This window comes from Nocardia sp. NPDC006982, from assembly GCF_042869435.1.
Classification (GTDB): Bacteria; Actinomycetota; Actinomycetes; order Mycobacteriales; family Mycobacteriaceae; genus Nocardia.
The window spans coordinates 1-13,417 of sequence record NZ_JBIAFV010000017.1 but is presented as its reverse complement, the minus strand read 5'-3'; the positions used below and the strand labels follow the sequence as shown (position 1 = coordinate 13,417).

Below are 13,417 nucleotides of genomic sequence, written 5' to 3'. Positions count from 1 at the left end.
CACGGTAATGTGTCGAGCACCCGATCCGACCGGATGCCCCGAGCAATGCTCACGGTCGAATCACGGTTTGCTCGGTCGTTCGATGACCTTCCACGCGCAGTTCCCGGTTTATCCCAAGAGTGACGCCAGGAAAGTGAGCGAAATGCAGATTCCGTCCACCAAGAACGGAAACTATCCCAACGTTGTCGTGACCAGTCTGGCGGCGACCACTTCGATCGCCGGTGATGTCGACTCCACCTGGAAGGGCCTGCTCAACGGCGAGAGTGGCATCGATGTCCTCGAGGACAGCTTTATCGAGCAGTTCGAGCTACCCGTACGCATCGGCGGACATCTGAAGGTGAAGCCGGCGGATTGCCTCACCAGGCAGGAGTCACTGCACCTGTCGTATGTGGAGCAGATGGCCGTGGTGCTGGCCCGTGAGGTCTGGCGCAATGCGGGCAGTCCGGAGGTGGACAAGAACCGCCTCGGCGTCGCCATCGGTACCGGCCTCGGCGGCGGCGAATTCATCACCTACGCGCGCGACCGGCTGCAGAACGGCGGCTACCGCAAGGTGTCGCCGCTGACCGTGCAGCGCATCATGCCCAACGGCGCGGCCGCCTGCGTCGGCCTGGAACTCGGTGCGAAAGCGGGTGTGGTGACACCGGTCTCGGCCTGCTCGTCGGGTTCGGAGGCGATCGCCAATGCCTGGCAGATGATCGTGATGGGCGATGCCGACATGGTGGTCGCCGGCGGGGTCGAGGGTTCCATCCAGGCCGTGCCGATCGCGGCATTCACCATGATGCGCGCCATGAGCACCCGCAACGAGGACCCGAGGGCCGCCTCGCGACCGTTCGACAAGGATCGCGACGGATTCGTCTTCGGTGAGGCGGGCGCGATGATGGTCATCGAAACCGAGGAGCACGCCAAGGCGCGCGGCGCGACCATTCACGCGCGTCTGATGGGTGCCGGGATCACTTCCGACGCCTTCCATTTGGTCGCACCCGATGTCGAGGGCAAGGGCGCCGCGCGGGCGATGACCAGGGCGATGCAGAAGGCCGGTATCAGCAAAAGCGATGTCGGCCATGTCAATGCGCACGCGACCGCGACCCCGATCGGCGATACCGCCGAGGCGCAGGCCATCAATGCCGCCGTGGGCGACCATGTTTCGGTCTACGCGCCGAAATCCGCACTGGGCCATTCGATCGGTGCGGTCGGCGCCCTGGAATCGGTGCTGACGGTGCTCTCGGTGCGCGACAGCATCGTTCCGCCGACGCTGAATCTGGATAATCAGGATCCAGAAATCGAGCTCGATGTGGTCAAGGGCGAGGCCCGACCCGGACGAATCGACTACGCCGTGAACAACTCGTTCGGTTTCGGCGGGCACAACGTCGCGATCGCTTTCGGGCGGTACTGAGCCAAGTCGGGAAGGCGCACCTGCTAGCCTTCCCGACACTTCGTTATCGACCTGTGTTCGGTGTAATCGCACGGCCTGAGTGCCTGCGTTGGCAAAAGGATAAGGCGATGATCGACGAGACCTTTGACGACTATTTGGACGATCAGGGCAATATCAAAATCCGTGGCGACAAGACCCTGATCGACTTCGTCGACAAGCACAGCGCGGAGAACGGCGACGAGCTCGCCTACCGCTACATCGACTACTCGCGCGAGCGTGACGGCGAGTACATCGAATTGACCTGGCATCAATTCGGCGTGCGGCTGCGGGCCGTCGCGGCCAGGCTGCAGCAGGTGACTCGGCAGGGTGATCGGGTGGCGGTGCTGGCCCCGCAGGGGCTGGACTACGTCGTCTCGATCTTCGCGGCGGTTTACGCGGGCAATATCGCGGTGCCGCTGTTCGATCCGGATGAGCAGGGCCACACCGATCGCCTGCACGCGGTGCTCAATGACTGCAAACCATCGGCGATTCTGACCGTCGGTTCGGCCGCCGCGGGTGTTCGGAACTTTTTCCGGTACCTCCCGGCGGCCCAGCGTCCGCGGATTATCGCGGTGAACGCGATTCCGGACAGCGTCGGCTCGAGCTGGGTGCGACCGGAAATAAATATCGACAGCGTCGCCTATCTGCAGTACACCTCCGGCTCCACGAGGACCCCGGCCGGTGTCGAGATCACCCACCGCGGGGTCGGCACCAATTTGCTGCAAATGATCGATGCCATTGGGGTACAAGAGAATTCCCGTGGCGTAACCTGGCTGCCGCTGTTCCACGATATGGGTCTGCTGTCGGTGATCCTGCCGACCATCGGCGGCGGATTCATCACGATCATGTCGCCGAGCGCTTTCGTGCGGCGGCCGTATCGCTGGATCAAGGAACTGGCCGCCGCCTCCGACGGCGCCGGAACTTTCGCGGCCGCACCGAATTTCGCATACGAACATGCGGCGGCCCGCGGCAAGCCGAAAGCCGATGAGGAACTGGATCTTTCGAATGTGATCGGGCTGATCAACGGCAGCGAGCCGGTTTCGGTGTCGTCGATGCAGAAATTCAACGATGCATTCGCGCCGTACGGTCTGCCGAAGACCGCGCTGAAGCCCTGCTACGGCATGGCCGAGGCAACGCTATTCGTTTCGGCGACCAGGGCCACCGACGAGGCGAAGGTCGTCTACGTCGATCGCAATGAGCTCAACGCCGGGCGGATGGTGGAAGTGCCGAAGGGCACGGAGAATTCGATCGCACAGGTGTCCTGCGGTTATGTGGCGCTATCGCAGTGGGCGGTGATCGTCGATCCGGAAACCGGCATCGAGCGCGGTAACGGCGAAGTCGGCGAAATCTGGCTGCACGGCGACAATATGGGCATCGGATACTGGGGTCGGCCGGATGAAACCGTCGCGATCTTCCACAACATCTTGGCGCAGCGACTATCGGAGGGCAGCCACGCACAGGGCACCGATCCGGACGCGAAGTGGATGCGCACCGGCGACTTCGGTGTCTACCTGGACGGCGAGCTGTATATCACCGGCCGGGTGAAGGATCTGGTGATCGTCGACGGTCGTAACCACTACCCGCAGGATCTGGAATTCTCGGCGCAGGAATCCGACACCGCACTGCGGCCCGGATTCGTCGCGGCATTCTCGGTGCCCGCGAATCAATTGCCCGCATCGGTATTCGAACAGGGCAGCCATTCCGGCCTCGCCTTCGATGCCGATGACACCTCGGAACAGTTGGTGATCGTGGCCGAGCGCGGCACCGGTGCGGCGAAGCTGGATCCGCAGCCGATCGCCGATATCGTGCGCGGCGCGATCGCACAGCGCCACGGCGTCACGGTGCGCGATCTGCTGCTGGTTCCGGCGGGCTCGATTCCGCGCACGTCCAGTGGCAAGATCGCCCGGCGCGCCTGCCGCACCGCGTATTTGGAGGGCACATTGCGCGGCGGCTATCAGCAGCAGGACTTCCCGGACGCGCCGGTTGATTCGGAGGATGTGACCGTCTGATCTCGGGTTATACGACGGTAGAATTGAAGTAGCGGCAATCGGCGCCCGGGCATCCGGGCGCCGATGTCGTGTGCGGTGCGTTCGGGGGTGTTGCGGGGTTCTTGACCTCGAGGTTACTCGAGGTTGTTGGCTGTGGACGTGGCGGAAAATCGGTTGGCCGATCTCGGGACTGATGCCACGCTGAAATGTCGGACCCCGATGCGAACATCACCCGGGATCCGTTCGCGACACAGCCAATCCAAGACGATCACGAGGGGGAGCTTTGTCCGTCACGCTCGATACGCCGTTGGCCGACACGGAGGTCGACAGACCGGAGCGGCCGGCCGCCGCGGCGCCGGGCCGCCTGCAATCGCTTCGCCGGTTCTGGCCGTATCTGCGGCCGCATCGGTTCACGCTGCTCGGGGCCACCACGCTCGCGGTGCTCGCCACCCTGACGGCGATCATGATTCCGCTGGTCATCGCGCGGATTATCGACGGCCCGATCCAGCGGCGCGATTTCGGCGGCATCGTGTTTCCGGTGCTGCTTGTGCTGTCGCTCGGTCTGCTGGAGGCGTGCGGCGTATGGGGTCGGCGGTGGCTGATCGCGAAGCCCGCGGCCCAGTTCGAGATCGAGATGCGCGCCAAGATCTTCCGCAAACTGCAGACGCTCTCGATCGGACGCCACGATTCCTGGGAGTCCGGCCAATTGCTCTCCCGCGCGGTCGACGATATGGGCACTATGAAGCGGTTCGTCGCATTCGCGGGGCCGTTCCTGATCATCCACTTCATCGTGATTCCGATCGGTCTGGTGGTGCTGTTCGCGCTGAGCTGGCAGATCGGGCTGACCTTCGCGGTCCTCGCGATCCCGCTGTCCTACGTCTGCGTGCGATTCGAGCGGCGCTATGGCGTGGCCTCGCGGCGCTCGCAAGATCAGGCCGGTGACTTGGCCACCACTGCCGAGGAGTCCGCGCAGGGCGTCCGGGTGCTGAAGGCATTCGGTCGCGGTGCGTTCTTCGGCGGGCGGTTCACCGCGCAGTCACGGGAACTGCAGCAGACCGAACTGCTCAAGGTGCGGCTGGATGCCACGCTCTGGTCGGCGATGGTGTGCCTGCCGCAACTGGCCATCGCATTCGCGCTCGGCTACGGCGGTTACGCCGTCGCGCACGAGATGATGACGCTCGGCACGCTGGTCGCGAGCATCACGCTGGCGACCTTCCTGCAGTGGCCGATCATCTGGACCGGCTTCCTGCTCGCCGAGTTGAACGATGCGCGCACGGCGGCGGACCGGTTCTGGGAGATCATCGACACCCCCGTCGAAATCACCGATCCGGCGGATCCGGTGGCACTGCCGAAGCGCATCGTCGGCGAACTGACGATGCACGGTGTGCGTTTCGCTTTTCCGGACGCAAAAGGTGAAGTGCTGCAAGATATTTCGCTGAAGGTGCGGCCGGGTGAGACGGTGGCGCTGGTCGGCGCGACCGGTAGCGGCAAAACGGCGTTGCTCAACCTGATTCCGCGGCTCTACGACGTGACCGACGGCGCCATCACCATCGACGGCATCGATATCGCGTCGATGCGGGTGTCCGATCTGCGTTCGCTGGTCTCGGTGGCATTCGAGGAGCCGGTGCTGTTCTCGGCGAGTGTGCGGGAAAACGTAGCGCTCGGCGATCCGGAGGCCACCGACGACGATGTGCGGCGCGCGCTGGATGTCGCCCAGGCCACCGATTTCGTGAACGACCTGCCGTGGGGACTGGATACCCGAATCGGTGAGCAGGGGCTGAGCCTGTCCGGCGGTCAGCGCCAGCGGCTGGCTCTGGCCCGCGCGGTGCTCGCGCGAGCAAGCGCGGGGGAGCGGACTCGGATCATGGTGCTCGACGACCCGCTGTCCGCACTCGATGTGGAGACCGAGGAGCGCGTCCAGGAACGGCTGCGCACAGTACTGGCCGGTGCCACCACATTGCTTGTGGCGCACCGACCTTCGACCGCGGCACTGGCCGACCGGGTGGCACTGCTCACCGACGGCCGGATCGTCGCCGAAGGCGCTCACGATCAACTACTCAAAACCAGCAGTCGCTACCGCGAGCTGATGGGAGGTGAATCATGACCACCACCGAAACCACCGTCCCCGCCGCCGATTCGGCCGACCGCGACGAGGTCGCCGACTGGCGCGGCATCGCCAACGAGGACAAGGCGGTCACCGAGACCGGAAATCTCGTGCTGGCCGGTCGATCTCGGCGCCTGCTGCTGAGCCTGGTCCGGCCGTACCGCAAACTCGCGGTCTTCGCCCTGCTGCTGATCGTGCTCGACAATGCCGCGATGGTGTCGGCGCCGCTGTTCGTCGCGCACGGGCTCGACGTCGGCATCGCCGAGGGGGCCGCGGGGAACTGGGCGCCCTTGGCACGCACCGTCGCGGGTTACCTCTGCGCGGTCGGCGTCGGTGTCTTTACCACCTTCGTCTTCCTGCGGATCTCCGGAAGGCTCAGCCAGAGTGTGCTTTTCGATCTGCGGGTCCGGCTGTTCGCCCATATGCAGCGGCTCAGCGTGGCCTTCCACGAGCAGTACACCTCCGGCAAGGTCGTCGCACGACTGACCGGTGACATCGAAACTCTGCAGCAGCTGCTGGAGAGCGCGCTGAATCAGGCACTGAGCGCGATCCTTTCGGTGCTGACCATCGCGGTGCTGCTGATCTACCTCGATCAGACGCTCGCCGCGATCGTGCTGCTCGGATTCGTGCCGTTGGCGCTGGTCACCCGCTGGGCGCAGCGCAGGCAGCGAGCGGGCTACCGGCGCACCCGCGGCGCCATCGCGAAAGTGGTCGTGCAGTTCGTGGAGTCGATGGGCGGCATGCGCGCGGTACAGGCCTTCCGTCGCGAGACCCGCAACGAATCGGTGCTGGCAACCGAGGACGCCGAATACTTCCGGGCCACCACCGCGGCGATGCGCGGCATGGGCGACTATGCCGGTCTCACCCGCCTGCTCGGCAATCTGACCACGGTGATCGTCATCGTGGTCGGCGCCTGGCAGGTGATCGAGGGCAACCTCGCCGTCGGCGTCCTCGCGGCATACCTGTTGTACCTCAACGAGTTCTACGGTCCCCTCGATGAGCTCGCCCAGGTATTCAATGCCTACCAGTCCGCGGCGGCCGCGCTGGAGAAGATCTCCGGTGTGCTCGAGGAGGAACCCTCGGTTCGGGAACCGGACGAGCCGATCACATTGGCGAAGGCGACCGGTGCCGTGCGGATGGACCGAGTGTGGTTCGGCTACGGATCTCCAGGGGTGCCCGAGTCGTCGGAGGGCGATGCCGTGCTCGTGGATTCCGCCGCGCGCAGTGTTGCGGGTGTCGTGCCGGATGGCTCTGGTGCGGTGCCGCCGAGCGGTCGAGCGCGTCCGGTATTGCCGGAGTTCTCGTTGCAGATTCCGGCCGGGCAGGTGATCGCACTGGTCGGTGCCACCGGTGCGGGCAAGTCCACGTTGGCCAAGTTGTTGACGCGGTTCTACGACCCGTCGGGCGGCACGGTGACCTTGGACGGTATCGACCTGCGGCGGTTGTCCGATGCGGATCTGCGGCGCAATGTCGTGATGGTCACGCAGGAGTCGTATCTGTTCTCCGGATCGGTGGCCGACAATATTCGGCTCGGCCGGCCGGAGGCCAGTGATGCGGAGGTGTTCGCGGCGGCGCGCGCGGTCGGGCTGTATGAATTCGTCACCGCGCTGCCCGAGGGCTTCGACACCGATGTGCGCAAACGCGGTGGGCGATTGTCGGCGGGGCAACGGCAGTTGGTCGCGTTCGCCAGGGTTTTCCTCGCGGATCCGGCGGTGATCGTGCTGGACGAGGCGACCTCCAGTCTGGACATTCCGAGCGAGCGGCAGATCCAGCGCGCGCTGGAGACGGTGCTGCGCGACCGCACCGCCGTGATCATCGCGCACCGGCTCTCCACGGTCGCCATCGCCGACCGCGTGCTGGTGCTGGAATCGGGCCGGATCGTCGAGGACGGCACGCCGAGCGAGCTCATCGAGGGCACCGGCCGTTTCGCCGGCCTGCACGCGGCATGGCGAGAGTCGCTGGTGTGATGCGGGCACGGGGCCTGCGTCGCTTACGGTAGATACGTGACGAACCCAGACCTCGGCCCCGACAGCCAACCGGCGACATCGCGGTGGCCGGCGATCCTCACATGGCGCGCGCACAACGCGTCACGGATGGAGTCCGTCCGCGTGACGCTCAATGGCAACCGCATCCGCGCCGCCGGTCGCATGATCGGCGGCGAATGCGCCGACCATCCCGCGTTCAGTGCGTCGTATGACCTGGTCACCGACGAGAACGGCATCACGAAGCGGCTGTCCCTGCGCAGCACCACCGCTGCCGGGGAACGCCAGGCCTCGATCGCCAGGGACGAGGAGAACTACTGGCTCGTCGACGCCGGCGGCGGCCACGTCCGCTCCACCTTCGCAGGTGCCCTCGACGTCGACGTCGTACTCAGCCCGTTCTTCAACACCCTCCCCATCCGCCGCTTCGCCCTGCAGAACGGCGTCGACAACATCCAGGTCCCGGTCGTCTACGTCCGCCTGCCCGACCTCCTGGTCCAGGAAGCCAGCCTCACCTACAGCAGCGGCGCCACCGGCATCAGCGTGCTTTCTCCCGTCTCCAGCGCCACCGTCACCGTCGACGCCGACGGCTTCCTCCTCGACTACCCGGGTCTCGCCGAGCGCATTTGACCCGCTGCCTCGCACCGTCACGCGGCAATTGCTGCTGCGGCGCCGCGCACGGATCCGCCGGGCGAATGCGTGGCACGCAGCCTGGTGCGTGCGGGTCGCTCCCAGCTTCGTGAGCACCCCGCCGCGTCGCGCATTCGACCCGCTGCCTCGCACCTGCACGCGGGAATTGCTGTCGCGGCGCCGCGCACATTTCGCGCCCCGCACGGACGCCGGGCGAATGCGTGGCACGCATCGTGGCGCGTGCGGGTCGCGAGCACCCGGCCACGTCGGCCTGCTTGCCGCAAACACTCGAGTCCGGGGCGGACGGTGATTCCCTGCGCAGTGGTCGCGAGCGACTCGATGATGCTGTCTCCTCGGTGTTCGGCCCCTCGCGTTGCGATCAGTCCAGCTGGGTGATCACCCCGCCACGTTGGCCCGCCTCGCGCAGCGCCTCCAGCCAGTTGTGGTCGCCGGGGCGGATGTCGGTGATCTCCCAGCGCTGGGCGGTTGCATAGCGTTCACGGCCGTCGTGCCCGGCTTCGACGAGGTCGACCAGGGTGCCTTCGTCGCGGAGGCTGTCGCGCGCCGCGCCGAGCACGGTGAGCGTCTCCTCCAGCACATCCAGCAGGGCGGTGGCGTTCGGTTCGCAGATGGCGCGGACCAGGTCGGGGGCGGTGGCGGCGACTCGGGTGCCGTCACGGAACGAACCCGCGGCCAGTCCGAGCGCCAGCTCGCCGCCCGCCGCACCGGCCACCGCAAGCGCCTCGGCCAGGACATGCGGCAGATGGGAGATCCGGGCCACCGCCCGATCGTGCTCGTCCGCGACCACCGGGGCGACCACCGCACCGCAGGCCAGCGCCAAGCGCACCACCCGAAGCCACGGTTCCGGATGGGTGCCCTCATCCACGCCGACCGCCCACACCGCAGCACGGAACAGTCCGGGATCGGTAGCCGCCCAACCGGATTCGGAGGTGCCGGCCATCGGGTGCCCGCCGACATAACGAGCCGCGAGCCCGTGCCGACGCACCGCCTCGGCCACCGGCGCCTTGACGCTCACCACATCGGTGAGCGAGCAGCGCGGCGCGAAGGTGGCCACCTCGGCGAGGATGTGGTCCACCGCGGGCATCGGCACCGAGACGACGATCAGCGCGTCGGTATCCGCGGCCCGGGTCAGCACCCCGAGCAGATCCCCGGTGACATCGAATCCGTCCGCTCGCGCGGCCTGCCCACCCGCCTCTGACCTGTTGTAACCCCACGCGTCATAGCCCGCGCCGACCGCGGCGCGCAGCAGCGAACCGCCGATCAAGCCTGTCCCGAGGACACACACCGGTGCTTTCTGGTCAGGAGTCATCGGAACAGATTCGCATACGACTTCAACATTTCGGCTCGAGCCGACTACCGTTGCGGCATGGCAGCACAGCGCTCGGGCACGAACAAGGCTGCGTCGGATGATTACGACGACGTGGAAGGGTTCGCAGTGGCGGTTGTCCGCGAAGAAGGACAATGGCGGTGTAGTCCGCTGAGTCAGGCCGCGCTCACCGATTTGTCCGCGGCGGAAACAGAACTCAAAGCATTGCGCAGTTCCGGTGCGGTGTTCGGATTGCTGGATATCGATGACGAGTTCTTCATCGTGCTCCGGCCCGCGCCGAGCGGTACCCGGATGCTGGTCTCGGATGCGACGGCCGCGATCGACTACGACATCGCCGCCGATGTCCTCGAGGCCCTCAATATCGAAATTCCGGACATCGATCCCGACGAACTCGACGATATCGAGCCGTGGGAGGAGGGCGACCTCGGCGTCCTCGCCGACCTCGGCCTGCCCGAACCCGTGCTCAGCGTGATCCTCGCCGAGACCGATCTCTATCCGGACGAGCAGCTCGGCATGATCGCCCAGCGGCTCGGCTTCGCCAACGAACTCACGGCCGTGCTGGACAAGCTGCCGCGCTGACGTGAGCCTGCTCACCGACGACACCGACATGGTTCGCGTGGCGATCGCCGCCGCAGCCGATGCGGGTGATCGCGACGTACCGGTCGGTGCCGTCGTCTTCGATGCCGACGGCCGTGAGCTCGCGCGCGCGGCCAATGCCAGGGAGGCCCTCGGCGACCCGACCGCGCACGCCGAGATCCTCGCCCTGCGCCGCGCCGCCGCCGTCGTCGGCGACGGTTGGCGCCTGGAAGGCTGCACGCTCGCGGTAACCCTGGAGCCGTGCACCATGTGCGCGGGCGCACTGGTGCTCGCCCGCGTCGGCCGCCTGGTCTTCGGCGCCTGGGAACCGAAAACCGGTGCCGTCGGCTCCCTTTGGGACGTGGTTCGGGACCGCCGTCTCAATCACCGCCCGCAAGTCCGCGGCGGCATCCTAGAAGCGGAATGCGCAGCCCTTCTCGACGCCTTCTTCCGCGCCCAACGCTGACTCCTTCACCCCCGCTACAGCCGATTTAGCGATCCGCCCCCCGTCCGGTATGGTTGTCGGCGGTGGCGTGTCCGAGCGGCCTAAGGAGCACGCCTCGAAAGCGTGTGAGGGGTAACCCCCCTCCGAGGGTTCAAATCCCTCCGCCACCGCTTACGCCTCCCACCTGAATCGCCAGGTGGGAGGCTTTTTCTTGCCCGCAGAACGCGTGATCGTCCGTCGTGCCCACAATTGCCCACAATCCTTCGGCGCGTACGCCGCGTTCGCGAGCTTGTCCAGGTCGTCATCGAACAAGTCCGTGTAGGTGTTCAACGTCTCCTTGGTGTCCTTGTGGCCGAGCAGCCCAGCGAGAGCGAGCACATTCCCGCCCTCGGAGATCGTGAGACTCGCGCAGGTGTGCCGTAGGTCGTGCGGCGTAATCGGCTGCACCTTCGACTTTTTCACGGCACCGGTGAACCGACCATCGGATGTCTTCGGACGGGCAGGTACCGCGCCGGGTCGTCGGGGTGCGGAAACACAAGCGCGTCCGGCCGCCGCCCCTTCACGTGCTCGGCGAGCATGGACCACAGGAAGCGTGGGACGGGCACTGCGCATCTCCTTACCCTTGGTCTGCCCCTCGGCATGATCGACCCGAGCTGTACCGCGTTGTCCGCCACCGTGATACGTCGACGAACAAAGTCGATATCCCGCACTCGCAACGCGATCATCTCGCCCCAGCGCGGACCCAGCAGGCAAGGCACGGGACCATAAGGCTATGCCGCTCTACGGTGAGCCCATCGTGACCGGGCATTACTCGATCGGCGAGTGCGGGAACCTCGTCCATGCTGGGCGGGCAATCGAACAGAAGCTCGACCAGCGCGACACCTTGGCGGAGGTCGCGGCACTGGGCTAAGGACGGCTATTCGGTGCCGGGCTCGAACGGCGGCACGCGATCGAAGTCCGGCGGATGGTCGTACTTCTCGATCGTTGCCTTGCTCGTCGACGCGTCTTGGAGCACGAATTCCCAAGGCCCTGAATTGATGTCGAAGTTCTTGCCGTACCCGATCCACTTGCCAACCAAGCGGTGCCCGGTCGGTTCGATCAGTAGTTGGATAGCCCCGTTGTACCGGGCTCCCCGGTAGTAGCCGCGCGGATCGGTGTCCTCGGTCCACGTACCGGTCGCGACACCGCCGTCGACATCGAGTTCCATGCTCATGACCGATGGCGCCGAGCCGGGCAGGCTCCGCACGGTGAGGTGGTCACCGTGCTGCAGGATGACGACGTAGTGCCCGGTGCCGAAGGTCTGTTTCCGGCCCGAGCTGTAGTACTCGTAATGCGACAGCCAGATGCCCGAGTAATTACCGGGATTGGGGCGCGGTCGCGGCGTGGTGCTCGGGCGCTGGAGACGGACCGGCTCCGATGGCTCGACGTCGTGTCCGCCGTGGCCATCGTCGGTCACATGCGCCATCGCGAATCCGAGGTGCTCGATCGGCAACCCGAGGACTCGTTCGAGTGCGCTGGCGTGCGATGGGCGGGGGGTGCGGGTGGTGCCGGACTCCCAGCGCTGCACGAGGCGTTTGTTGGCGCTGCTACATCCGATCTCGCGCAGTGCGCGTGCGAGATCGTCTTGGGACATCAACCGACCCATCCGCGCGGCGCGTAGGGCGGTATTCGGTGCGGTCATGTCGGCCACGATAGACCTTGCTCCGAGAAAATGACACCCAAATGTCGCCCTTGTGGGTGCCGATTGGACGTCAGTCGCGACGCCGCGCGGTCACGCCTGCCAGGAACACGCTCGTAGATGCCCCGACGTGCCGAGGGTTCTCCCCCGAAGGCGTTCGGCGCGTTGGGCTTTCCCTTTCCGACACGTACGACACACACCAAGGCGGCACGCCCATGACCGCGAAACTCATCGCCACCCTTGTCACCATTGCGGCTGTACTGCTGCTCGGCTGGCTGCTGTTCGTTTTTCTTCCCTGGCTACTCGATCGCGACGATGCGGTACCCGATGGCGCGGTAGCGGCGGCCGAGATCCTGGAACGCATTGCGGACCAAGGATCATTGCGCACCGACTCATGGCAATTGGAGCCATCGCACCGTGCCCCGGCTGAGGGCTACACCTCGGAGCAGGCGCACGCCGAAATGCAGCGGCACCGCGAATGTGGCACCGATCGGTGCGCCGCGAAGCACATGGCGTTCTGGACGCTGGTCGACGCCGGACACGTCACCCCTGACGTCAGGACCGTTCGATGAGCGAGATCGTCGAGTCCGACGACCCCGCCTTGCCGCAACGGATCCCGTTCGTCGGACCGCCGATTCCGGTCGATCTGCTGCCAGCCGAGTTGATGGAGCGCTTTGTGAGCGCGGTCCGCGAATGGGCTGAAGGCGAGGACCAGTGACCGATGACAACTCCTCGATCGTCGACCAGCTTGAGAAAGTCAGTGCCATGGCGGAGGAACGGGGGTACGGGCTGCGCCGTAATCCCCGTCCCCCGTACGGCTGGGAGCTGTACACACCTGATGGTCAATCTCCGATGTTCGGGTCGCTCGATCATGTCGAGCGGTTCCTGACGAAATCCGGTGAGTCCAACTTGGACTCCTCCGGCGCAGCCCTGCGATTTGCAGGCACATTTTGGGCGCAACTTGCTCTAAGACAGGGTGATCTGTAGTGAATTACAGGCATGTGTTTTCGCAGGTAGACCGTTGTTTGAGCCTCGGGCCAGCGGGCGGAAAGGGTTTGAGCGGTCCCCGATGACGAGACCACCCGGAATTGAGTCCAGGTGATTTCGTTCCGTGTTCAGTTGGTCCCGCAGGCCACCGGGTGGTGGGTGCAGGTGCAGGCCGTAGCGTACTCGGCCGGGGTCAGGTAGCCCAGCGCCGAATGCCGGTGCCGCCGGTTGTGATCGACCTTGAAATCGCCGATCACTACGCGGGCCTCGA

At 65.9% G+C, this 13,417-nt stretch carries 15 protein-coding genes and 1 tRNA gene; 12 read left to right on the top strand and 4 right to left on the bottom strand.

The window, feature by feature from the left end:
* Positions 1 to 142: 142 nt before the first annotated feature.
* From ACFYOW_RS40080 to ACFYOW_RS40060, 5 genes are all read left to right on the top strand, one after another.
* A complete protein-coding gene (locus tag ACFYOW_RS40080; RefSeq protein ID WP_387295687.1) occupies positions 143 to 1,393 on the top strand; it encodes a KasA/KasB family beta-ketoacyl-ACP synthase in 1,251 nt (416 codons plus the stop codon).
* Between the two features lie 107 nt (positions 1,394 to 1,500).
* Positions 1,501 to 3,420 carry a long-chain-fatty-acid--AMP ligase FadD32 gene (fadD32, locus tag ACFYOW_RS40075; RefSeq protein WP_387295685.1) on the top strand — a complete coding sequence of 640 codons (1,920 nt, stop codon included), beginning with the start codon at positions 1,501 to 1,503 and terminating at the stop codon, positions 3,418 to 3,420.
* Positions 3,421 to 3,682: 262 nt separating this feature from the next.
* A complete protein-coding gene (locus tag ACFYOW_RS40070) occupies positions 3,683 to 5,503 on the top strand; it encodes an ABC transporter ATP-binding protein (RefSeq protein ID WP_387295683.1) in 1,821 nt (606 codons plus the stop codon).
* Complete coding sequence (locus ACFYOW_RS40065; protein ID WP_387295681.1) at positions 5,500 to 7,470, top strand: ABC transporter ATP-binding protein; 1,971 nt, start codon at positions 5,500 to 5,502, stop codon at positions 7,468 to 7,470. The genes ACFYOW_RS40070 and ACFYOW_RS40065 overlap by 4 nt, the downstream gene beginning before the upstream one ends.
* 126 nt (positions 7,471 to 7,596) lie before the next feature.
* Positions 7,597 to 8,112: a putative glycolipid-binding domain-containing protein gene (locus tag ACFYOW_RS40060; protein ID WP_387295926.1), complete on the top strand. Its 516-nt coding sequence runs from the start codon at positions 7,597 to 7,599 to the stop codon at positions 8,110 to 8,112.
* Positions 8,113 to 8,491: 379 nt separating this feature from the next.
* Here the strand turns inward: ACFYOW_RS40060 and ACFYOW_RS40055 are convergent, their stop codons facing one another.
* Positions 8,492 to 9,442 (bottom strand): prephenate dehydrogenase, encoded by a 951-nt coding sequence (locus ACFYOW_RS40055; RefSeq protein ID WP_387295679.1) that lies wholly within the window; start codon positions 9,440 to 9,442, stop codon positions 8,492 to 8,494.
* Positions 9,443 to 9,499: 57 nt separating this feature from the next.
* On the opposite strand from ACFYOW_RS40055, the gene ACFYOW_RS40050 reads away from it, so the two are divergent.
* The 3 genes from ACFYOW_RS40050 to ACFYOW_RS40040 all read left to right on the top strand — a co-directional run bounded on the left by ACFYOW_RS40050 (position 9,500) and on the right by ACFYOW_RS40040 (position 10,651).
* On the top strand, positions 9,500 to 10,039 hold the full coding sequence (locus ACFYOW_RS40050; RefSeq protein WP_387295677.1) for a tRNA adenosine deaminase-associated protein: 540 nt from the start codon (positions 9,500 to 9,502) through the stop codon (positions 10,037 to 10,039).
* A 28-nt stretch (positions 10,040 to 10,067) separates the two neighbouring features.
* The gene (locus ACFYOW_RS40045; RefSeq protein WP_387295924.1) at positions 10,068 to 10,502 is read left to right on the top strand and encodes a nucleoside deaminase; all 435 of its coding nucleotides are present in this window, start codon (positions 10,068 to 10,070) and stop codon (positions 10,500 to 10,502) included.
* Between the two features lie 61 nt (positions 10,503 to 10,563).
* Positions 10,564 to 10,651: transfer RNA gene (locus ACFYOW_RS40040), tRNA-Ser, on the top strand.
* 1 nt (position 10,652) lies between these two features.
* Here the strand turns inward: ACFYOW_RS40040 and ACFYOW_RS40035 are convergent.
* Together ACFYOW_RS40035 and ACFYOW_RS40030 are read right to left on the bottom strand one after the other, a co-directional pair.
* Entirely contained in the window at positions 10,653 to 10,943 is a 291-nt protein-coding gene (locus tag ACFYOW_RS40035) for a tyrosine-type recombinase/integrase (protein ID WP_387295675.1), read from the bottom strand.
* Complete coding sequence (locus ACFYOW_RS40030) at positions 10,940 to 11,086, bottom strand: hypothetical protein (protein ID WP_387295673.1); 147 nt, start codon at positions 11,084 to 11,086, stop codon at positions 10,940 to 10,942. The genes ACFYOW_RS40035 and ACFYOW_RS40030 overlap by 4 nt, the downstream gene beginning before the upstream one ends.
* 167 nt (positions 11,087 to 11,253) lie before the next feature.
* Here ACFYOW_RS40030 and ACFYOW_RS40025 point away from each other — a divergent pair, with 167 nt between their 5' ends.
* Positions 11,254 to 11,391 carry a hypothetical protein gene (locus ACFYOW_RS40025; RefSeq protein WP_387295671.1) on the top strand — a complete coding sequence of 46 codons (138 nt, stop codon included), beginning with the start codon at positions 11,254 to 11,256 and terminating at the stop codon, positions 11,389 to 11,391.
* A 6-nt stretch (positions 11,392 to 11,397) separates the two neighbouring features.
* Here ACFYOW_RS40025 and ACFYOW_RS40020 read toward each other — a convergent pair whose 3' ends face one another.
* Positions 11,398 to 12,162: a multiprotein-bridging factor 1 family protein gene (locus ACFYOW_RS40020; protein WP_387295669.1), complete on the bottom strand. Its 765-nt coding sequence runs from the start codon at positions 12,160 to 12,162 to the stop codon at positions 11,398 to 11,400.
* Positions 12,163 to 12,374: 212 nt separating this feature from the next.
* Here ACFYOW_RS40020 and ACFYOW_RS40015 point away from each other — a divergent pair, with 212 nt between their 5' ends.
* From ACFYOW_RS40015 to ACFYOW_RS40005, 3 genes are read left to right on the top strand one after another with little or no spacing between them, the layout of a single operon-like run.
* The gene (locus tag ACFYOW_RS40015) at positions 12,375 to 12,731 is read left to right on the top strand and encodes a hypothetical protein (RefSeq protein WP_387295667.1); all 357 of its coding nucleotides are present in this window, start codon (positions 12,375 to 12,377) and stop codon (positions 12,729 to 12,731) included.
* Positions 12,728 to 12,877, top strand: coding sequence for a hypothetical protein (locus tag ACFYOW_RS40010; protein WP_387295665.1), 150 nt, complete (start codon positions 12,728 to 12,730; stop codon positions 12,875 to 12,877). The genes ACFYOW_RS40015 and ACFYOW_RS40010 overlap by 4 nt, the downstream gene beginning before the upstream one ends.
* Positions 12,874 to 13,146, top strand: coding sequence for a hypothetical protein (locus ACFYOW_RS40005; RefSeq protein WP_387295663.1), 273 nt, complete (start codon positions 12,874 to 12,876; stop codon positions 13,144 to 13,146). Before ACFYOW_RS40010 ends, ACFYOW_RS40005 begins: the two co-directional genes overlap by 4 nt.
* Positions 13,147 to 13,417 lie beyond the last annotated feature (271 nt).

Bases quoted from the DNA above. Each gene is read 5' to 3' on its own strand.
- fadD32 (WP_387295685.1), top strand. From the start codon at position 1,501: ATGATCGACGAGACCTTTGACGACTATTTGGACGATCAGGGCAATATC.
- ACFYOW_RS40080 (WP_387295687.1), top strand. From the start codon at position 143: ATGCAGATTCCGTCCACCAAGAACGGAAACTATCCCAACGTTGTCGTG.
- ACFYOW_RS40015 (WP_387295667.1), top strand. From the start codon at position 12,375: ATGACCGCGAAACTCATCGCCACCCTTGTCACCATTGCGGCTGTACTG.
- ACFYOW_RS40065 (WP_387295681.1), top strand. From the start codon at position 5,500: ATGACCACCACCGAAACCACCGTCCCCGCCGCCGATTCGGCCGACCGC.
- ACFYOW_RS40010 (WP_387295665.1), top strand. From the start codon at position 12,728: ATGAGCGAGATCGTCGAGTCCGACGACCCCGCCTTGCCGCAACGGATC.
- ACFYOW_RS40050 (WP_387295677.1), top strand. From the start codon at position 9,500: ATGGCAGCACAGCGCTCGGGCACGAACAAGGCTGCGTCGGATGATTAC.
- ACFYOW_RS40045 (WP_387295924.1), top strand. From the start codon at position 10,068: ATGGTTCGCGTGGCGATCGCCGCCGCAGCCGATGCGGGTGATCGCGAC.
- ACFYOW_RS40060 (WP_387295926.1), top strand. From the start codon at position 7,597: ATGGAGTCCGTCCGCGTGACGCTCAATGGCAACCGCATCCGCGCCGCC.
- ACFYOW_RS40055 (WP_387295679.1), bottom strand. From the start codon at position 9,442: ATGACTCCTGACCAGAAAGCACCGGTGTGTGTCCTCGGGACAGGCTTG.
- ACFYOW_RS40025 (WP_387295671.1), top strand. From the start codon at position 11,254: ATGCCGCTCTACGGTGAGCCCATCGTGACCGGGCATTACTCGATCGGC.
- ACFYOW_RS40020 (WP_387295669.1), bottom strand. From the start codon at position 12,162: ATGACCGCACCGAATACCGCCCTACGCGCCGCGCGGATGGGTCGGTTG.